General features: G+C 35.6%; 19 protein-coding genes and 3 tRNA genes. 12 read left to right on the top strand and 10 right to left on the bottom strand.

Annotated elements, in window-relative coordinates:
- The coding region (locus C8P67_RS18390; RefSeq protein ID WP_115814645.1) for a T9SS type A sorting domain-containing protein at positions 1-1,551 on the top strand (1,551 nt) is incomplete at its 5' end.
- 121 nt (positions 1,552-1,672) lie between these two features.
- Here C8P67_RS18390 and dnaB read toward each other — a convergent pair.
- From dnaB to tgt, 5 genes are all read right to left on the bottom strand, one after another.
- Positions 1,673-3,220 carry a replicative DNA helicase gene (gene dnaB / locus C8P67_RS18385; RefSeq protein WP_115814644.1) on the bottom strand — a complete coding sequence of 516 codons (1,548 nt, stop codon included), beginning with the start codon at positions 3,218-3,220 and terminating at the stop codon, positions 1,673-1,675.
- A 140-nt stretch (positions 3,221-3,360) separates the two neighbouring features.
- The gene (locus C8P67_RS18380; protein ID WP_115814643.1) at positions 3,361-4,314 is read right to left on the bottom strand and encodes an acetyl-CoA carboxylase carboxyltransferase subunit alpha; all 954 of its coding nucleotides are present in this window, start codon (positions 4,312-4,314) and stop codon (positions 3,361-3,363) included.
- Positions 4,315-4,447: 133 nt separating this feature from the next.
- Positions 4,448-5,329, bottom strand: coding sequence for a DMT family transporter (locus tag C8P67_RS18375; protein ID WP_115814642.1), 882 nt, complete (start codon positions 5,327-5,329; stop codon positions 4,448-4,450).
- Positions 5,316-6,404: an LptF/LptG family permease gene (locus tag C8P67_RS18370; protein ID WP_115814641.1), complete on the bottom strand. Its 1,089-nt coding sequence runs from the start codon at positions 6,402-6,404 to the stop codon at positions 5,316-5,318. The genes C8P67_RS18375 and C8P67_RS18370 overlap by 14 nt, the downstream gene beginning before the upstream one ends.
- A gap of 128 nt (positions 6,405-6,532) precedes the next feature.
- Positions 6,533-7,663: a tRNA guanosine(34) transglycosylase Tgt gene (gene tgt / locus C8P67_RS18365; RefSeq protein ID WP_115814640.1), complete on the bottom strand. Its 1,131-nt coding sequence runs from the start codon at positions 7,661-7,663 to the stop codon at positions 6,533-6,535.
- A gap of 677 nt (positions 7,664-8,340) precedes the next feature.
- On the opposite strand from tgt, the gene C8P67_RS18355 reads away from it, so the two are divergent.
- From C8P67_RS18355 to C8P67_RS18335, 5 genes are all read left to right on the top strand, one after another.
- Positions 8,341-8,703 (top strand): transcriptional regulator, encoded by a 363-nt coding sequence (locus tag C8P67_RS18355; protein WP_115814638.1) that lies wholly within the window; start codon positions 8,341-8,343, stop codon positions 8,701-8,703.
- Between the two features lie 53 nt (positions 8,704-8,756).
- Complete coding sequence (locus C8P67_RS22380) at positions 8,757-9,596, top strand: VOC family protein (protein WP_245980504.1); 840 nt, start codon at positions 8,757-8,759, stop codon at positions 9,594-9,596.
- 101 nt (positions 9,597-9,697) lie between these two features.
- The gene (locus C8P67_RS18345; protein ID WP_115814637.1) at positions 9,698-10,642 is read left to right on the top strand and encodes a proline dehydrogenase family protein; all 945 of its coding nucleotides are present in this window, start codon (positions 9,698-9,700) and stop codon (positions 10,640-10,642) included.
- 276 nt (positions 10,643-10,918) lie between these two features.
- Complete coding sequence (locus tag C8P67_RS18340) at positions 10,919-11,773, top strand: transketolase (RefSeq protein ID WP_115814636.1); 855 nt, start codon at positions 10,919-10,921, stop codon at positions 11,771-11,773.
- A gap of 72 nt (positions 11,774-11,845) precedes the next feature.
- Positions 11,846-12,799: a transketolase family protein gene (locus C8P67_RS18335; protein ID WP_115814635.1), complete on the top strand. Its 954-nt coding sequence runs from the start codon at positions 11,846-11,848 to the stop codon at positions 12,797-12,799.
- A 196-nt stretch (positions 12,800-12,995) separates the two neighbouring features.
- Here the strand turns inward: C8P67_RS18335 and C8P67_RS18330 are convergent, their stop codons facing one another.
- Positions 12,996-14,027, bottom strand: coding sequence for an FKBP-type peptidyl-prolyl cis-trans isomerase (locus tag C8P67_RS18330; protein ID WP_115814634.1), 1,032 nt, complete (start codon positions 14,025-14,027; stop codon positions 12,996-12,998).
- 82 nt (positions 14,028-14,109) lie between these two features.
- Here C8P67_RS18330 and C8P67_RS18325 point away from each other — a divergent pair, with 82 nt between their 5' ends.
- A complete protein-coding gene (locus tag C8P67_RS18325) occupies positions 14,110-14,499 on the top strand; it encodes an RNA-binding S4 domain-containing protein (protein ID WP_115814633.1) in 390 nt (129 codons plus the stop codon).
- 94 nt (positions 14,500-14,593) lie between these two features.
- Positions 14,594-15,094, top strand: coding sequence for a phosphoribosyltransferase family protein (locus tag C8P67_RS18320; RefSeq protein ID WP_115814632.1), 501 nt, complete (start codon positions 14,594-14,596; stop codon positions 15,092-15,094).
- Here C8P67_RS18320 and C8P67_RS18315 read toward each other — a convergent pair.
- On the bottom strand, positions 15,086-15,604 hold the full coding sequence (locus C8P67_RS18315; protein ID WP_115814631.1) for a shikimate kinase: 519 nt from the start codon (positions 15,602-15,604) through the stop codon (positions 15,086-15,088). The genes C8P67_RS18320 and C8P67_RS18315 overlap by 9 nt on opposite strands.
- A gap of 126 nt (positions 15,605-15,730) precedes the next feature.
- On the opposite strand from C8P67_RS18315, the gene C8P67_RS18310 reads away from it, so the two are divergent.
- From C8P67_RS18310 to C8P67_RS18295, 4 genes are all read left to right on the top strand, one after another.
- Positions 15,731-15,803: transfer RNA gene (locus C8P67_RS18310), tRNA-Lys, on the top strand.
- 38 nt (positions 15,804-15,841) lie between these two features.
- Positions 15,842-15,914, top strand: a tRNA-Lys gene (locus C8P67_RS18305).
- 42 nt (positions 15,915-15,956) lie between these two features.
- A tRNA-Leu gene (locus C8P67_RS18300) sits at positions 15,957-16,039 on the top strand.
- Positions 16,040-16,307: 268 nt separating this feature from the next.
- The gene (locus C8P67_RS18295) at positions 16,308-17,051 is read left to right on the top strand and encodes a hypothetical protein (RefSeq protein WP_115814630.1); all 744 of its coding nucleotides are present in this window, start codon (positions 16,308-16,310) and stop codon (positions 17,049-17,051) included.
- 33 nt (positions 17,052-17,084) lie between these two features.
- Here C8P67_RS18295 and C8P67_RS18290 read toward each other — a convergent pair whose 3' ends face one another.
- The 3 genes from C8P67_RS18290 to C8P67_RS18280 all read right to left on the bottom strand — a co-directional run bounded on the left by C8P67_RS18290 (position 17,085) and on the right by C8P67_RS18280 (position 19,358).
- Positions 17,085-17,987: a DUF6371 domain-containing protein gene (locus C8P67_RS18290; protein WP_115814629.1), complete on the bottom strand. Its 903-nt coding sequence runs from the start codon at positions 17,985-17,987 to the stop codon at positions 17,085-17,087.
- Positions 17,988-18,053: 66 nt separating this feature from the next.
- Complete coding sequence (locus C8P67_RS18285; RefSeq protein ID WP_115814628.1) at positions 18,054-19,088, bottom strand: AAA family ATPase; 1,035 nt, start codon at positions 19,086-19,088, stop codon at positions 18,054-18,056.
- Between the two features lie 3 nt (positions 19,089-19,091).
- A complete protein-coding gene (locus C8P67_RS18280; protein WP_115814627.1) occupies positions 19,092-19,358 on the bottom strand; it encodes a helix-turn-helix domain-containing protein in 267 nt (88 codons plus the stop codon).
- Positions 19,359-19,390: the final 32 nt, after the last annotated feature.

Here is a 19,390-nt window from a genome sequence, read left to right as displayed (position 1 = left end):
TCAACTCCGGCTGGTGCAACTGTAGGAGCTTTGGGTGCCATTACAGGTACTGCGGGAACTGCTTATACTTTTATTGCTGCCAATGCCCTGACTTGTGCTTCGGCTGCTTCGGCTGCTGTGACCATTCCTGTGCAGCTGGCGGCTCCGGCAACACCGACCGTATCCTTTACTGCGGCTACCTGCTCGGCTGACGGAACGGCATCGATTGACAATTATTCTGCTGCCCTGACTTATGCTTCAACTCCGGCAGGGGCAACTGTAGGCGCTTTGGGTGCCATTACAGGGACTCCGGGAACTGCTTATACTTTTATTGCTACAAATGCAATCTTTTGTGCTTCGAACGCTTCGGCTGCTGTGACCATTCCTGCGCAGCTGGCGGCTCCAACAGCACCGACCGTATCCTTTACTGCGGCTACATGCTCGGCTGACGGAACGGCATCGATTGACAATTATTCTGCTGCCCTGACTTACGCTTCAACTCCGGCAGGGGCAACTGTAGGCGCTTTGGGTGCTATTACAGGTACTGCGGGGACTGCTTATACTTTTATTGCTACAAATGCACTCTTTTGTGCTTCGAACGCTTCGGCTGCTGTGACCATTCCTGCGCAGCTGGCGGCTCCAACAGCACCGACCGTATCCACTGCTCCGGCTACATGCTCGGCTGACGGAACGGCATCGATTGACAATTATTCTGCTGCCCTGACTTATGCTTCAACTCCGGCGGGAGCAACTGTAGGGGCTTTGGGTGCTATTACAGGGACTCTGGGAACTGCTTATACTTTTATTGCTACAAATGCCCTGACTTGTGCTTCGGCTGCTTCGGCTGCCGTGACTATTCCTGTGCAGCTGGCGGCTCCAGCAGCACCGACCGTATCCACTACTGTGGCTACCTGTTCGGCTGACGGAACGGCTTCGATTGACAATTATTCCGCTGCCCTGACTTATGCTTCAACTCCGGCTGGTGCAACTGTAGGCGCTTTGGGTGCTATTACAGGTACTGCGGGAACTGCTTATACGTTTATTGCTACAAATGCCCTGACTTGTGCTTCGGCTGCTTCGGCTGCCGTGACCATTCCGGTGCAACCGCTGCCAATCAATGATGGGGTAACTCTAAGTTCAGGTGTTTTAACAGCAACTCAAACAGGTGCATCTTACCAATGGTACAACTGTTCTGACAACTCCCCTATCGGAACCAATAACAATACCTTCATACCTACTCAAGTTGGTAACTACAAGGTAGAGATTACCATAGGAAGCTGTTCAGTTATATCTTCTTGTATTACGGTTAATACACTTGGAACAACAGATTTTACGAAAGCCAAAAAATCTATACTTTATCCAAATCCAAGCAAAGGTTTAATAAATATAAATACAGAATATGATGGTAATTTAGAAATCATTGATAATTTAGGCAGAACAGTAAAAACACTTAAAGTTGTTCCGAACATACTTAATTCTTTCAATGTAGAGGAATTGGGAGATGGTATTTATTTTATCAGAGAAACAAAAGCAAATACTTTTTCGACTCTAAAATTAATTATTCGGAAATAAATTTCATCCAATCTTTAAGGGATAAAACCCATATTAATTAAAAAAGAGATTAGCCTAATAAATAGGCTAATCTCTTTTTTTTATACCAACTATTTTAGAATTTTTAATACAAATTTAAAATCTAAAATGGAACGTCACCATCATCATCGTCATCATTATTAAAATTACTTCCAAAAGCTTCATTTGCCGAAGGAAGACTTTTGGTAATAAATGAATTATCATCATGGTTCATGCTTGAAGGTAAATCATCATAACCGCCGCTATAATCTTCTAAATTATCAAAACGTCCTAAATGTCCAATGAATTTCAAACGAACATTTTCGATACCACCATTTCTATGTTTGGCAATCATAATTTCTCCCTGCCCTGCAGTTGAAGATGCTTCTTCATCATCCCATTCATCGATTTTATAATATTCAGGACGGTATAAAAACGAAACGATATCCGCATCCTGCTCAATCGCTCCAGATTCACGAAGATCCGAAAGCAAAGGTCTTTTACTAGATCCACGTGTTTCTACAGCACGCGATAACTGTGACAGTGCAATTACTGGAACATTTAACTCCTTTGCCAATGCTTTTAGATTTCGGGAAATCGTCGAGATTTCTTGTTCACGGTTTCCTCCCCCTTTGGAATTTCCACCAGCAGTCATTAACTGCAAATAATCAATAATAATGATTTTTATACCATGCTGAGACACCAAACGTCTTGCTTTTGCCCTTAAATCGAAAATAGATAACGAAGGCGTATCATCAATAAAAAGAGGTGCTTTTTCTAAATTTTTCACTTTGGTACTCAATTGTTCCCACTCGTGTTTTTCAAGTTTTCCAGTACGTAACTTCTCCGAAGACAATCCGGTTTCTGATGAAATCAACCTAGTAATCAGCTGTACCGATGCCATCTCTAACGAAAACAAAGCTACTGGATGCCCAAAATCTATCGCTATATTTCTGGCCATAGACAAAATAAAGGCCGTTTTCCCCATCGCTGGTCTCGCAGCAATAATAATTAAATCACTTGGCTGCCAGCCGGATGTAAGCTTATCTAATTTATGAAAACCAGTCGCTACACCTGAAAGTCCTTCCTGCCCAGCAATTTCTTCAATACGTTTTTTGGCTTGTAATACTAAACTCTGCGCCGTTTCGGAACTACGTTTGATATTCCCTTGAGTTACTTCGTAAAGTTTGGATTCGGCTTGATCTAATAAATCAAACACATCGGCCGTTTCATCATAGGAAGCTTCAATAATTTCAGATGAAATTCGAATCAAACTTCTTTGAATAAACTTTTGAAGAATAATTCTGGAGTGAAATTCAATATGCGCTGATGACGAAATCTTTTGCGTAAGCTGAATAAGATAAAAATCACCACCTGCTAAATCTAACTTCGCATTTTTTCTAAGCTGAGCAGATACAGTCAATAAATCGATAGGCTGCGTATCATTAAATAATTGAACAATTGCTTCAAAAATATATTTGTGAGCATCTTTGTAAAATGCATCCGCCTGCAGAATATCGATTACATCATCTACACCCTTTTTATCAATCATCATTGCCCCAAGTACAGCTTCTTCTAAGTCTAATGCCTGCGGGGGTAATTTCCCTTTTTCTAAGTTTATTATAGTTGTTTTATCCACTTTGAATGGATTAACATTTTTGAAATTTTCCATGTAACGAAAGTAACTAAAATTAAAAAAAAATCACAATTGAGTTATTACGATTTATTGTTTATAAATACTTGCTTTTTGTTTATAACCAAAAAAAAATCCGAAACTGTAAGGCTTCGGATTAAGATCTTATAAATGGCAGTTTATTCTTTAAACTCCCCCATTTTACAGTATTTATCCATTCTTTGAGCAATTAAATCTTCTGTTGATAAGTCTTTTAATTCGTTATAACCTTTCAATATATACTGCTCTACTGTTTTGAATGTAGTTTCTCTATCGTAATGAGCTCCTCCTAAAGGCTCCGGAATAATATCATCAACTAATTTTTGTTTTTTCATGTCTGCTGAAGTCAATTTTAAAGCTTCGGCAGCCTGCTCTTTAAAATCCCAGCTTTTCCATAAAATAGATGAGCAGGATTCTGGTGAAATCACAGAATACCAAGTGTTTTCTAACATATAAACCCTGTCTCCAACACCTATTCCCAGTGCACCTCCAGAGGCACCTTCACCTACTATAATAGTTATAACTGGTACTTTTAAAAGAACCATTTCAAAAATATTTCTTGCAATTGCTTCTCCTTGTCCGCGTTCTTCAGCTTCTAAACCTGGATAAGCACCAGGAGTATCAATTAAAGTAACGACAGGAATACCAAACTTCTCAGCCATTTTCATCAATCGCAGGGCTTTTCTGTACCCTTCTGGGTTAGCCATACCAAAATTTCTATATTGGCGTGTCTTCGTATTGAATCCTTTTTGCTGTCCAATAATCATAAACGATTGATCACCTATTTTTCCTAGACCGCCAATCATCGCTTTATCATCTTTAAAACCTCTATCTCCATGAAGCTCCAAAAAAGTTTCTCCGCAAAGCCCTCTAATATGATCTAAAGTATAAGGTCTGCTTGGATGTCTTGACAATTGAACACGCTGCCAAGCGGTTAAGTTTTTATAAATGCTCTTTTTGGTTTCCTCTAATTTTTTGTTAATCTGCTTACAGGTATTGGTAACATCAACATCCGACTCTAGACCAATAACAACACATTTATCTAATTGCTCTTCAAGTTCTTTTATAGGAAGCTCAAAATCTAAATATTCCATAGGATTTGTGCGAATTTATTATTTTTTCAATTTTCAATTTGGAACTGCAAATATAAAATTTAATATCGTTATACACTTACTTTTTTACTTAAGTAGAAAAAAATAGATTTTACAATAACAAAAAATCTTACAATCAATCTTCCTTTCTATAGTGTTTTATAATGCCATTCAGCAGTACTGTTATTACAATTACCACTGCGCCAATATAAAATTCAGTACTCATTTTTTCTTTTCCGCCAAGGATAAAATAAGCCAGTACAATTCCGTAAACAGGCTCTAAATTAGTGGTTAACATTACTGTATAAGGCGTCAATTTACGCATAACCTTTACCGAAGCCGTAAAAGCATAAGCAGTACAAATCGAGGCTAAAATTAAAATCAAAATCCAATTTCTGGCTGACATCTTAAAAAAATCTGCAGTGAAAGAACCTTGAAATAAAAAATAAATCGAGATAAAAACAACACCAGCCAAAAACTCATAAAACGAAATTACTGAGGGATCATGATCTACAATTAATTTTCCGTTCATCAGAGTAAACAATACTCCTAATATGATAGCAATCAGGGCCAGTATCATTCCGTTCCAGTAATTAATTTCCACCTGCATAATCAGGCCTAATCCAGCAATGATAATCAAGCCAAAAAACACTTCATACCAAAGCACTTTTCTGCCATAAAATAAAGGTTCCAATAAAGAAGCAAAAAAAGCTCCCAATGAAAAAACCGACAAAGTGATGGATACTGTAGAAACTTTAATAGCTTCGAAAAAGAAAATCCAATGCAGTGCTATTAAAAGCCCCACAAAGGTGAATCTTGCTAAAACTTTTGGAGTTACCCTGAATGATTTTTTCTTTAGCTTAACAAAACCCGCTAAAAAAACAGCTGCAAAAAACATTCTAAACCAAACCAAAAAATCAGACTGGATGGTTATTAATGCTCCTAAAATTGCTGTAAAGCCCCAAATAAAAACAATTAAATGTAAATTAAGGTAGCTCTTTAAATTATCGTTTTGCATTTCGTAGTAAATAAACAGCTAATATTCCAAAAACTATATTAGGCAGCCAGACTGCCAACAGAGGAGAAAAACTTGATTTCTCGGCCAGTACGCCAAATATTTTATCAAAAAACACAAATGAAAATGCTACTGCAATTCCAATAGCCAGATTGACTCCCATTCCTCCTCTTCGCTTCATTGACGATACAGAAACTGCTATGATAGTCAGTATAAATGCCGAAACGGGCACGCTGTACTTTTTATATAAAACAACCAGATAAACGTTAATATTAGATGATCCTCGTTTTTTTTCCTTATCGATAAAGGCATTCAGATCGCCTAAACTCAGCGTCTCTGCAATATAAACCACAGGCGCCAGATCCTGAAGATCAAAACTAAATTTCATCTTCTTTTCTGGTGCTTTATCGATCACATCATTTTCGGGACCAACCGTTCTTTTGGTGTAATCATATAAGGTATAATTCTTTTCTTTTGGATTCCATTTGATCCTGCTGGCAGTAATTTTATATTCTAATTTTTCTTTTTTAAATCGTTCCAAAGAAAAATTATAAGCCATCTGCGACTCACTGTTAAAACTGTTTACATAAATAAAATCATGATCATTTATCTGTCTGTAAACATCGGTATTGTCACCCCGCATCAGTGCTTTCCCATCGGTTCTCAAATACGTGTACCGAAAATTATTATAACCCTCACTGGACACAGGAATAACCCAGAATCCCATAAGCAAAACTATCAGCGATATAATAGAAGCTCCTATAATATAAGGTCTCATAAATCGAGTAAACGAAATTCCAGAACTCAGAATAGCAATAATCTCCGTATCATTTGCCAGCTTCGAAGTAAACCAGATAACCGATATAAACAAAAATATCGGAAAAAGGTTATTCATAAAATAAATCGTAAAATGATAGTAATAAACAGCGATTTTTAAAACCGGCACTTCATTAGAAAGCATTTTATTGATTTTCTCCGATACATCTATAATAATTCCAATAGGAGCAAATAACAAAAGCATCACCGCAAAAGTGGCTAAATATCTTTTTAAAATGTATCTGTCAATTATTGTTAACATAAAAGTTGAATCGTTTAATTGTTTATTCGTTAAACCGTTTATTTGTTGAATCGTTTATTTGTTAAACCGTTTATTCGGTTATTTGTTGAATCGTTAAAACGAATAACCGAATAAACGATTAAACAATTTTATAATCGTTGGCTCATATTTTTCACCATCATTTCTTTCCATGGTCTAAAATCACCAGCCAGGATATGTTTTCTGGCTTCACGAACCAGCCACATATAAAAGCCTAAATTATGTATGGTAGCAATTTGTTTACCCAAATATTCATTGGCAGCAAACAAGTGACGCAAATATGCTTTGCTATATTCTAAATCTACAAATGTGTGTCCCATTTCATCAATTACCGAAAAGTCAGCTTCCCACTTTTTGTTTTTGATATTGATTGTTCCGTTAGCAGTAAATAACATTCCGTTACGGGCGTTACGCGTTGGCATCACACAGTCAAACATATCGATACCAAGAGCGATATTTTCCAAAATATTAATCGGAGTACCAACACCCATTAAGTAACGAGGCTTATCTTCTGGCAAAACTTCACAAACTACCTCGGTCATTGCATACATTTCTTCTGCAGGTTCTCCAACTGATAATCCGCCGATTGCATTTCCCTGCTGACCAGAATTAGCGATATATTCTGCCGACTGTCTTCTTAAATCTTTATAAGTACTTCCCTGAACAATTGGGAAAAACGTCTGCTCATACCCGTATTTAAAAGGAACTTTATCCAAATGGCTAATACAGCGGTCCAGCCAGCGGTGCGTCATGTGCATAGAACGCTGCGCATAGCGGTAATCGCACGGATAAGGCGTACACTCATCAAAAGCCATGATAATATCGGCTCCAATAGAACGCTGAATCTCCATTACATTCTCTGGCGTAAAAAAGTGGTACGAACCATCAATATGGGATTTAAACTTCACCCCTTCTTCCTTAATTTTTCGATTATTCGAAAGAGAATACACTTGATACCCTCCCGAATCCGTCAAGATATTACGGTCCCAGTTCATGAATTTATGCAGACCGCCCGCTTTTTCAAGAATCTCCGTCTGCGGACGCAGATACAAATGATACGTATTCCCAAGTATAATATCTGGATTTATTTCTTCTTTCAATTCCCTTTGGTGCACCCCTTTTACAGAGGCCACTGTCCCAACAGGCATAAAAATTGGCGTTTCGATAACACCGTGATCTGTAGTAATACTTCCCGCACGCGCTTTCGACTGCGGATCTGTTTTTAGTAAATCAAACTTCATCTGTCTTTTTTATCTTTTTTCGGGGTCAGATGTAATTCGCCTATAAATCAAAATTTTAATAGGCGTATTTCATATATCCTTTTATCAGTCGGCAAAGATAGGTTAATTTAAAACCCGCATCAAAAAAATATTTCCTCCCAGAAGGGCAGATTTCACATTTCAGTTGGCAGATTTGAGAAGGCAGAAGGCAGTTTTCAGTTTTCAGAAGGCAGATTTCAGTCCTCTGATACCTTTCTTCTGATACCTTTCTTCTGATACCTTTCTTCTGATACCTGCCTTCTGATACCTGCCTTCTGATACCTGCCTTCTGATAACTGCCTTCTGCCTTCTCAAATCTGCCATCTGACACCCTCAATTTCAAGTTATTACCCAAAAACAGCTGTTTAACACTAAAAACATAGTGTTAAACACTACTAATAACGGTGTTTAACACTAACAGTACTGGTTTTTAAACATAGCAATACTGGTTTTAAAAACCAATAGACCTAGTTTAAAAAACAATAATACTCCATTAAAACACCATCTTTATTGGTTTTTAAAACCAGTATTACCCCTAAAAAAAACAATAAAACGGGTATTTAAACCTATACTTATAATGTTTAAACACAACTTATATCTATTTAAACCATCATATCTTACAAAAAACGCTATCTTTATGAGATAAAACACAAAAAAACATGAAAAGCAATGCCAGAGAATACAAAAAAGACCTAGGGAATCGCTATCCATTAATAGGTAACTTTATTCATTACCACATTTATCACAATAAAATTAAAAAGGCCGATGTGTCGCGGGCATTACACATACTTCCCAGCGGATTGAACGAATATTTTAAAAAAGACTCACTGCAGTTTGCCATTTTATGGAAACTCAGCATGGCATTAGAACATAATTTTATTGCCCAGCTGGGCGAATATTTGCCGTATCGCTTCGAAACCATTAAAGAAAAAGAATTAAAAAAAGAATTAGCCGAGAAAGAAGCCATCATCCATAAAATGGAAATCCAGATGGAGACTATGAAAGAAATGATGAGGAAATAAATTTAAAACAATAAACTTCCTATATTCGGCATTGAAAATCTAAAAAGAACCAAATGAAAAAAGCATTTTATATTTTATTCATTCTATTAAATGTCAGTTTATTATCAGCACAGGAGACAGCTCCAATTACGCTTAATTTTAATCATTCGGCACTTTCTGTAAAAGACCTTAATCAATCAGTGGCTTTCTACAAAAATGTTTTACACCTTCAGGAAATCACCAACCGCACAAAAAAAGAAGGTATTTACTGGTTCTCCATGGGCGACGGTAAAGAACTGCATCTGGTTTCTACAATAAAGGAACCTGTAGTGATAAACAAAGCAATTCATATCTCTTTTTCGATTCCTGACTCGGATTTTGAGACTTTTATTGCAAATTTGAATACCAAAAAAATCACCTATTCCTCCTGGGCGGGAGAACTGAGCAAGATAACCATCCGCGCAGACGGAATCAAACAAATCTATTTTCAGGATCCCGATGGCTATTGGATAGAAATAAACAGCGCCGGACAAAACACCGAAGACTCTGACGCTATTAAAAGACTTCTGGAAAAAGAATCGGCAACGTGGCGTGCCGGCGATAGTAAAGAGCACGCCGAATGCTGGTATATCCAGCCTTACAGCACCGTTATCATCTCTACTCCAGAAGGGAATACAATAAATATCCCGGCAAGTGCCATGCAGTCCCCAATTAGCGATCCTGCCGGCGGTTCTTCGATAAACACCAATTATAAAATGAGTATTCACGGTGATAATGCGTGGGTCAGCCACGATGAAATTTCTACTTCCAAGGACGGAAAAAAGACCTATTCCTATGAAATCCGCTTTTTAGAAAAAATAAAACAGGAATGGAAAATTGTCGGACAGTCTATTCATATCAGTAAAAAAGAATAGTATTGCGGCGCGGGACCGCAGTCTCCAATTCAGCATTACCTCATCAAAACAATTAATTACAGCAAATTACTTTAGCATTATACAACCCAAAAAAAACTATAATGAAAGAACAGGAATTACTCTTAATGGGCGCAGAGGCGCTGCGCAAAATAGCAATGAATACTGAAGCAAAAGAATTTATTCTTTCTAATGACATGCTGTACAAAACAATCAAAAAAGCAGCGGACAGATACATTGGCGGCGAAACTCTTGAGGAAACAATTATTAAAGTCATAAATCAAAACAAGCAGGATTTTAAATGTTCTATAGAATTTATGGGCGAAAACACGCTGACTGAAAAAGAAGCAAATGAAGCCACAAATGAATTTATCACTATAGCAAAGCAAATTAAAAAGCTAAATCTTAATTCTACTTTTTCACTTGATCTTTCCCATATTGGCTTAGCGATATCAAAAGATTTATGTTTAAATAATCTGACTGAAATATGCCAGGAAGCTGCAAAAAATAATACCGAAGTAACCATCAGCGCCGAAGGCGTAGAAAGAACAGATGCGATAATCGAAACCTACAAGACCATCTCTAAAACTTACCCTAATGTTTCTATAACTTTACAAGCCTACTTACATAGATCTGCAGATGATTTTAAAGATTTAATTCAGGAAAATGGCAGAATCAGAATGGTAAAAGGCGCCTTTGAAACCCCAAAAAATCTCTCGCTGCCAAGAGGAAAAGAATTAGACGAAAGATATCTTAATTTTGTTGACCAGTTATTATCCCAAAATCATACATGCTCCATCGCGACACACCATCAGGAAATCCAGCAGGAAGCTGTCAAATTAATTCAGAAATACAGCACTAATCCCGAAATTTATGAATTCGAAAGTTTATACGGCATCCAGACAGAACAGCTGACAGATTTAAAAAACCAAGGCCATCCCGCTAAATTATATTTTGTGTACGGCAAAGAATGGTACTTATATCTGTGCAACAGAATCGCAGAGTATCCCCTGAATTTATTCCGAGCCCTAAACGATATAGCCAATTAAGAGTCTACCTCCCACGAGCAGTACAGTAAAGATCGGACCAATACATCGTCCTTTAAAATCAGCGATGAAGTTGTTATAAAAAATATTTTTATATCAGATACTGAGATAAGCAAATGATTTAAATTCCAGCAGAATACTTTTAAAAATAAAATATAACCAGAATTTTAATTTACTATCTGCAATAAAATAACATTTTGGTCGAAATTGCTCTTAAAATCATTTGCCTCCCCGCAAAATAAAAATTACTTTTGCACCAGTTTAACTTTTACACAAAAAATGAAGCCTAACACACAACAATTAAACGATTTAACTATCCAAGTAAGAAGAGATATTCTTCGTATGGTTCACGCTGTTAACTCAGGTCACCCAGGGGGATCTCTAGGATGTACTGAATTTCTAGTAGCCTTGTACCAAAACCTTATGGATCGCAAAGAAGGATTTGACATGGACGGAATTGGAGAAGATTTATTTTTCCTTTCAAACGGACATATTTCACCTGTATTTTACAGCGTTTTGGCAAGAAGCGGTTACTTCCCAATAGAGGAATTGGCAACTTTCCGTCTTATTAACTCAAGATTACAAGGTCACCCTACAACTCACGATCACTTACCAGGAGTTCGTATCGCATCTGGATCACTAGGACAAGGTTTATCTGTAGCAATTGGTGCTGCTCAGGCAAAAAAACTAAACAATTGTAACCACCTCGTGTACACATTACATGGAGACGGTGAATTGCAGGAAGGTCAAAACTGGGAAGCAATTATGTATGCATCTGCAAAAAATGTAGACAACCTTATAGCAACTGTTGACCTTAACGGAAAACAGATTGACGGTACTACTGACGAAGTTCTAGCAATGGGAAGCATAAAAGCTAAATTCGAAGCTTTTGACTGGGAAGTTATCGAAATTACCAAAGGAAACGACATCGAAGCTATCATTGGCGGAATGAATGAAGCAAAAGCAAGAACTGGAAAAGGAAAACCAGTTTGTGTACTACTTCATACCGAAATGGGTAATGGTGTAGATTATATGATGTACAGTCATGCTTGGCACGGTAAAGCACCAAATGATGCGCAGCTTGCAAATGCATTGGAACAAAACTATAACACTGGAGGTAATACAGATTATTAAAAATAGCTTTAAGCACTAAGCAGTAAGCTTTATGCCTATTGCCTATTGCCTATTGCATACAGCAAAAAAGAAATGAAAAAATATATAAATACAGGAAGTAAAGACACCCGTTCAGGTTTTGGAGTGGGAATGACTGAATTGGGTCAAAAGAATGAAAATGTAGTGGCACTTTGTGCAGATTTGATAGGATCATTAAAATTTGATGATTTCAAAAAAAATCACCCAGAGCGTTTTTTCCAAATCGGAATTGCTGAAGCAAACATGATTGGAATCGCTGCAGGATTAACTATTGGAGGAAAAATTCCTTTCACAGGAACTTTTGCTAACTTTTCTACAGGAAGAGTTTATGACCAGATTCGTCAATCAGTTGCTTACTCTGAGAAAAACGTAAAAATCTGTGCGTCTCACGCAGGATTAACTCTTGGAGAAGACGGAGCAACTCACCAAATCCTTGAAGACATCGGGTTAATGAAAATGCTTCCTGGAATGACTGTAATCAACACTTGTGATCACAATCAGACAAAAGCAGCTACATTGGCACTTGCAGATCACCACGGTCCTGCTTACCTGCGTTTTGGACGTCCAGTTGTACCTAACTTCACGCCTGCTGACGAACCATTCGTAATTGGAAAAGCCATTATGCTTAACGAAGGAACTGATGTAACCATTATTGCTACCGGACATTTAGTTTGGGAAGCTTTAGTTGCTGCCGAAGCTCTGGAAGCCAAAGGAATCTCTGCCGAAGTAATCAACATTCACACTATTAAACCATTGGATGAAGAAGCTATTTTAAAATCATTAGCAAAAACTAAATGTGTTGTTACTGCCGAAGAGCATAACATCCTTGGGGGTCTTGGCGAAAGTGTTTCTAGAGTATTAGCATTGAACACTCCTGCTCCACAGGAATTTGTAGCTGTAAATGATAGCTTTGGTGAGTCTGGAACTCCTGAGCAGTTAATGGAGAAATACAAATTAAACAATCAGGCGATTGTTGAAGCTGTTGAAAAAGTGATCAAAAGAAAGTAATTCTCACATTATAAATACAAAATCCCATTCACCGCGGTGAATGGGATTTTTTTTGTGCTTATTTGTTTTTAATATGACTCTTCTTTCTCTTAAAGTACAATGTCCACATTTCAATCAAAGAGTTTACTAGCTTAATAATATGCTTCAAGTTACATCAAAAAAAATCCCATTCGTTGCAGAATGGGAGTTGTTTTTTTTATTGACTCATTTTATGACAATCTTTGTCTAAATGTCGTTTTTTCTTTACATCAGTAGGTATTTTCCCGTCACAATCTGGGATATCTTCAAATGCATAATAAGTTCCGTCTGCTTTTTTAACTTCTCCTATTGTAGCATAGCCATCACCATCATCATCAAAATCTAAGAAATCTGGAATACCATCTTTATCAGTATCATCTGGATTTTCAGTAGCACCTACTTGTAATTCACTATTCATCCATACATAACCATCCCCATCAAAATCTTCCTGATAAGAAGGCACGCCATCAGGATCTGAAAATGCATTTCCATTAATTACATTATACTCTAAATCCGAACGTTTAATTTCATACAATTTAAAACTAAACACCAAAGGAGCATAAGCAGGTATAGACCCTTTTCCGCTATTATAATATGCAAGTCCAGAAGGAAGAAACATAACACCCGCGCCAAAATTTGTATATTTAATGGTACCATCATCATTTGAAGAAGTATCTCCCGTTTTAAACTGCGGAAAAATCTCTTTCCATCCTCTTATAAGACCAAATAAATTCAAAAATGACTGTGGATATATTACTTCTTCAAATTGTGTAGAGGTGATACTCGTAACATTCTTGGTAGTAGTTTCCGTCAGGTATTTTCCGTTATACGAAGTAAAAACATCATCTACATTACATGGTTTTTCTCCCTGCCCTTCACGCAAAACTAGATAATACAATGTATAAGTTATACCATGTATATTAACCTTCCTATTTAATAGTGCATAATCTTTTTGATCCCAAATTGATATTTTATGATCAGCATCCAATTTAGCTATTACAACATCCTGATCTCTTGTTTCACCAGGAGCATTCACAACAGTTATGTAATTAGTTTTTAAATAAGTTTCTATCAAAACTTTTTCTGTCTTATACTGTTCAGCGTAATCTCTAGGTGGGACTACTTCAATATCGTTATCATCATCCTTATTACAAGAACTCACAACAATTGTAGCAATTAATAAAACAATATAAAATTTAAATTTGCTCATTATTTTAGGTATAGTTTAAGTCGCAAATATACATTAATGATTTACTTTTGTAAAGTATTTAACTCCGATTTTAGAAAAATTCATGAGAATAGACAAATATTTATGGTGCGTAAGGTATTACAAAACCAGAAACATGGTTACTGAGGCATGTAAAAAAAATCATATCACTGTAAACGGCATCATTGCCAAGCCTTCGAAGGAAGTTTTTCCTACTGATAAAATCACCTTTAGAAAAGATCAGATTACACAAATAATAACCGTTCTTGACATCCCCGACAACCGCGTGGGCGCTAAACTTGTTGATATCTACAGAAAAAATGAAACTCCCGCCGAGGCGTATGCTCACTTAGAACTATTAAAATTATCAAAAGAGCATTATAGAAAAACCGGAACTGGAAGACCTACCAAAAAAGACCGAAGAGATATTGATGAATTTGGAAACGACATTCCTGATGAAGATGAAATAGGCTAAACTATTTTTTAATCTTCTGTTTTAGAACAAAGGAATTAATAACATCTATTTCGTCTAACTTTTTTATCTTTGAAAAAATAAAATACAATCCGCCATGAGCAAAAATATAATTCTTACCAATCAGCAAATTGAACATACTACTAAAAGAATAGCTTACCAAATCTATGAGACTTTTGTAGAAGATGAAGAAATAGTGATTGCCGGAATTACAGCCAACGGTTTTATTTTTGCTAAAAAAATTGCTGATGCATTAACAGCTATTTCTCCAATCAAAATCTCGCTTTGTGAAGTTCACACCAATAAACAAAATCCAGAACTTCCAATAACTACTTCTTTGACAAAAGAACAATACAGCAATAAAGGTCTAGTACTTGTAGATGATGTACTGAGTTCGGGAGCTACTTTAATATATGCTGTGAAACATTTTTTAGATGTTCCTTTAAAAAAGTTTAAAACCGTTGTTCTTGTTGATAGAAACCACAAAAAATTCCCGATTAAAGCCGATTTTAAAGGAATATCGCTTTCTACATCTCTATTAGAGCACGTTAATGTTGTTCTGGACAACGATGGCAATAGTTATGCCAGTCTAAGCTAAGAGATTTAAAATATCATTTACCGTTTCCTCGACAGATTTTCCATCAACATTTACTTTGTGCTGTGCATGATTGTAATAATAACTTCTGTCAAAAAGATGCTTAGCTATAAACTCTTTCATCTCCTCATCATTTTTATCTGCGATAAGAGGTCTTTTGCTCTTATTAATCACCAGTCTATTAAATAATGTGTCAATTGATGCTTTTAAATAGATTGACGTTATACCATTCCCTATTAATAATTCATGATTATTAGCATAACATGGTGTTCCTCCTCCAAGTCCTACAATAATTTCATCAGGAGAATTTAATAATTCGACAAAATAAGTATGTTCTAACTTTCGAAAATGAATTTCTCCATGGGTTTCAAAAATCTCTTTTATGGACATTTTTACTTTTTTTTCGATATAATCATCCAAATCTATATAAGGTGTTTCTATTATTCCCGAAAGTTTTTGAGCGATTGTTGACTTACCGCAACCCATATAACCTAATAATATAATTTTTTTCATTTGAATAAGACCTTACATACTAAGGCGTTAAGAGTTTTAATTAAAAAAAGACAAATTTATAATAAAATTGCTTGGAAACTTCGAAAAAAAGTCCTTATATTTGCACCCGCATTCAAGAAACGAAATGACTCGATAGCTCAGTCGGTAGAGCACATCACTTTTAATGATGGGGTCCTGGGTTCGAGCCCCAGTCGGGTCACAAATTATGTGATCAAAGCATAAGTTTCTTGAATCAATGACTCGATAGCTCAGTCGGTAGAGCACATCACTTTTAATGATGGGGTCCTGGGTTCGAGCCCCAGTCGGGTCACAAAAGGTCGAGTAATTTATTACTTGGCCTTTTATTTTTTTAGGCCATGTGGAGAAACGGTAGACTCGCCATCTTGAGGGGGTGGTGCTCGCAAGGGCGTGAGGGTTCAAATCCCTCCATGGTCACAAATAGTACTGATTTTATTGACTCAACAATGATTTTGCTACACATTTGCTACACATTTTAAAAAACGTTCTAATCCAGAGCGTTTTTTTTATACACTAATATCATGCTTTACTATCATATTCTTAAAACCATCTAAGGAAAAATTCATAAGCAAACATAGTCAAATTTGATTTTTGAAATACTAAAGTACAACCTCTTGACATTATACATGTCAAAAGCTCCAATAATTTGATAAATTAGCGATAAATATTAATGTAAAATAATAAGATGACACAAATTGAATTGAATGAGTTCTACGATGAATACATGTATTTATCAATTTTTTTAAGAACAAAAAAAATATATGAACTTACAAATAATCTTGATTTGTTTTTATTGAAGGCATTGAAAATAGATTTCAACAAACATTATCTTCAAAAAGCTTTGCAATTAGCAAAAGAACTTGATGGTCATGTGCCTTCACAAAATACCGAATATGATGAAATAGCTTTTAGAGCTAGAGATTTTCTTGCAAGTTCAATCAGGGAAATGGATAAAAATGAACTCAAAATTGTCAATCAATCAATAGATGGGATATTGTCTACTGAAAATTATGAACTAGTTGAAATGATTTTTGAAGGCATGGCTGACTTCTTGTACGATATTGACGAACTGATTAGATATAAAGAAAACATCAATAAAACTATTGATGTAGCTCAAGGCGAAAATGAGAATGAAGCTCAAGATGAACTTATTGATTATAGTGAAAGTAACAACGTTTCAAAAATTATATTTCTTCAAAAGTTAGGTCTTATAGAATACATGCGTAGCTTATCACCATTCAACACTACTATAAACAGTTTAGCAAATGCTTTAAGCGGTGTAACTGGAATAAAGCCCAGCACGATACAACCAATGTTAAATGCAATGTTGAGCAAAGGCACATCAGAGAAAAACAATCCTTTAAAATCAATAAAAACCGTAAATGTTGTTATTAATAAGTTAGCAAACATAGGTTTTAAAGCGGAATAAAGTTTATTAAAATAGGCATATAAGATGAGGTTCTTAAATGCCAAGTTTAATACATTTTTGTTTTTCTAATATCAATACATCAGCCAAATCCGTACCATCCCTATAATTGCTTTGTTCCAACCAATCATTAACGACAATATCAAAATTAAACCCATTTAACTGTTTTGCTTTAATTAACCAATCATTGTATTCACTTTTATCTGGAAATGCAATGATTTTATATTGCTGAATTGGCTTCAAAAACTCGTATTTTAATCCGCCTTTGCTACCTGTAGCCATCCAAATATACTCAGGTTTAAAAAGACTCATTAAAACGGCTGTTTTTTCGCTTTCAACTAGTCCAATGACTTTCGCATTAGAGTTTCTAATAAGATGCAACCCAAACAAACACTGCCTAAGATTAAAATCATGTATAACACCTTTTCTTTTCAATACACTATGAACCCAATCAATTAACGCTTTGCCTTCGTTACTTTTAATTCGTTTCCCAGTTTCTTGATTATAAGCTAATATTTTACCCGCATGCGCACATTCGTAATTATCAATTTGCCAAAAAACTGTAGAACCATCCCAACGTCTTGACGTGCCTATTAAGTATTTCAAAACTACTTCGTTTACCGCTTCTTCTGGAAAATTATTCATTAGAAATTGAATAAAATTATTTCTGTTTTTTGAAAGAAAACTACTTTCAACCAATTGCAAACTATGAAAACTAGTTTCGACATAATCAATAATCCTTTCTTTTTTGACAATTATACCATTAGACGAGGGTACATTAAAATAACCACAACTACTTTCACGGTCACACCTACCTAAACTATCACTTAAATATGCTCGGCTTTCAGTTTCAATAAATTTAACAAATGTCTTCTTTTTACACATTGGACAAGTAAACTTTTTGCTACTATTGTCCAGACTATATTTATACTGTTTCATTTTTATTTTTTTTGTTCACATTGTTCACGATGTTCACTCTTTTAACAATGAACAACATGAACACTTTTATAGTTTGAGATACTTGTTAACTGTTCCAACTGCGATACCTAATTCGTCTGAAATCTCCCTTTGGGTTTTACCGCTATCGCTAAGCTCTTTAGCAAGCTCAATAAGTTCATCCCTATCTGCTTTATTTGATTCTTTTAGATGAGTTTTTTCTTCATCAAAATCTAAGAACTCAAACTCTAGAAAATTTTGAGGCTTTAATATCTGACAAACACAAACATTATCAGCACCATAAATCTCTTCGGTATTTCGTTGTTTAATCTGTTTGATATATCTTAAATTGGAATCTGCGGAACTTTGACCAATAGTAAATGAACTATCACAAAAATTCATTAACATCTTACTTCCTGCCAAATCGTTTTTAGTTATTGCTTTGGACAAATCACGTTTAGGCGTATGAGCCAAAACTAACATTGACAAATCATATTTACTTTTCAATGCTTTCAATTTCTTCATCAAAGGGAGCGCATCCTTAGCGGATTCATTACCACTTTTAAGATATGTTAGATTATCGACTATTATAGTTTTAGCACCTGTTTTAGCGATTGACCATTCTAATGAATGTAAAAGATAAGTTTCAAAATCTGTATTCGGTGGTAAGTCTGCATCACTATTGATTTCTATTCGGCTAAAACCATTATCGAAATAATAATGCTCATCATAATTCTTAGAATATCTATTTTCAAATTGTTTAGCGGATAACTCAAAATCAAGATATAGGACAGCCTGTTTTTTTGCTTCTAATTTAAAAGGTGTTATCTCTTTGTTTTTACTTATACTGTCAGCTATTTGTACTGCTAGAATTGATTTACCAACATTGGAATCAGCAAACAGAATACATAATTCCCCCTCGAACCAAAACTCACCAAAAAGCATTTTCGGCACAGGTTTGTTTTTTGCTTCTTCAATCCATTCATTACCAGTTTTAATAGTGAACAAACCAATATTTTCATTTTTAACTATACTATTACTTGAAGTCATTGCTTTATCAATTACATTACTTAATACTTCTAATCCGTTGTTTACACTTTCCATAGCTTATGAATTGATAGGTTTAACAGCTTCTAACACTTCATCCCTTTTATAGTACACACGATTTCCAATACCGTAGCTTTTAAGCCTTCCGCTTTTTGTGTGTTTCCAAAGACTTGTTTTATTAAAGGAAAGAAGCTCACAAACCTCATCTCTAGTTAATAATGGGTTTTCTGGTTGAATTTGTTCTTGAGTCTTCCCAAGTAATAATGGTTTTAAAGCTTCCGCCAATTGCTCAATTGTAATGCCGTTTAGTAAAATTTGCGTTGTCATAGTTTTTTCTTTTTAAATGCTTCGCAAAGGTT

The sequence above is a fragment of the Flavobacterium aquicola genome, from assembly GCF_003385115.1.
GTDB lineage: Bacteria > Bacteroidota > Bacteroidia > Flavobacteriales > Flavobacteriaceae > Flavobacterium > Flavobacterium aquicola.
This window is presented reverse-complemented; position numbering and strand designations above follow the sequence as displayed.

What these genes read in the sequence shown, in the direction of transcription:
- tgt (WP_115814640.1), bottom strand. Translation starts at nt 7,663, where the DNA reads ATGAAGTTTGATTTACTAAAAACAGATCCGCAGTCGAAAGCGCGTGCG.
- C8P67_RS18345 (WP_115814637.1), top strand. Translation starts at nt 9,698, where the DNA reads ATGAAAGAACAGGAATTACTCTTAATGGGCGCAGAGGCGCTGCGCAAA.
- C8P67_RS18335 (WP_115814635.1), top strand. Translation starts at nt 11,846, where the DNA reads ATGAAAAAATATATAAATACAGGAAGTAAAGACACCCGTTCAGGTTTT.
- C8P67_RS22380 (WP_245980504.1), top strand. Translation starts at nt 8,757, where the DNA reads ATGAAAAAAGCATTTTATATTTTATTCATTCTATTAAATGTCAGTTTA.
- C8P67_RS18295 (WP_115814630.1), top strand. Translation starts at nt 16,308, where the DNA reads ATGACACAAATTGAATTGAATGAGTTCTACGATGAATACATGTATTTA.
- C8P67_RS18290 (WP_115814629.1), bottom strand. Translation starts at nt 17,987, where the DNA reads ATGAAACAGTATAAATATAGTCTGGACAATAGTAGCAAAAAGTTTACT.
- C8P67_RS18370 (WP_115814641.1), bottom strand. Translation starts at nt 6,404, where the DNA reads ATGTTAACAATAATTGACAGATACATTTTAAAAAGATATTTAGCCACT.
- C8P67_RS18320 (WP_115814632.1), top strand. Translation starts at nt 14,594, where the DNA reads ATGAGCAAAAATATAATTCTTACCAATCAGCAAATTGAACATACTACT.
- C8P67_RS18325 (WP_115814633.1), top strand. Translation starts at nt 14,110, where the DNA reads ATGAGAATAGACAAATATTTATGGTGCGTAAGGTATTACAAAACCAGA.
- C8P67_RS18315 (WP_115814631.1), bottom strand. Translation starts at nt 15,604, where the DNA reads ATGAAAAAAATTATATTATTAGGTTATATGGGTTGCGGTAAGTCAACA.
- C8P67_RS18285 (WP_115814628.1), bottom strand. Translation starts at nt 19,088, where the DNA reads ATGGAAAGTGTAAACAACGGATTAGAAGTATTAAGTAATGTAATTGAT.
- C8P67_RS18340 (WP_115814636.1), top strand. Translation starts at nt 10,919, where the DNA reads ATGAAGCCTAACACACAACAATTAAACGATTTAACTATCCAAGTAAGA.
- C8P67_RS18380 (WP_115814643.1), bottom strand. Translation starts at nt 4,314, where the DNA reads ATGGAATATTTAGATTTTGAGCTTCCTATAAAAGAACTTGAAGAGCAA.
- C8P67_RS18355 (WP_115814638.1), top strand. Translation starts at nt 8,341, where the DNA reads ATGAAAAGCAATGCCAGAGAATACAAAAAAGACCTAGGGAATCGCTAT.
- C8P67_RS18375 (WP_115814642.1), bottom strand. Translation starts at nt 5,329, where the DNA reads ATGCAAAACGATAATTTAAAGAGCTACCTTAATTTACATTTAATTGTT.
- C8P67_RS18280 (WP_115814627.1), bottom strand. Translation starts at nt 19,358, where the DNA reads ATGACAACGCAAATTTTACTAAACGGCATTACAATTGAGCAATTGGCG.
- C8P67_RS18330 (WP_115814634.1), bottom strand. Translation starts at nt 14,027, where the DNA reads ATGAGCAAATTTAAATTTTATATTGTTTTATTAATTGCTACAATTGTT.
- dnaB (WP_115814644.1), bottom strand. Translation starts at nt 3,220, where the DNA reads ATGGAAAATTTCAAAAATGTTAATCCATTCAAAGTGGATAAAACAACT.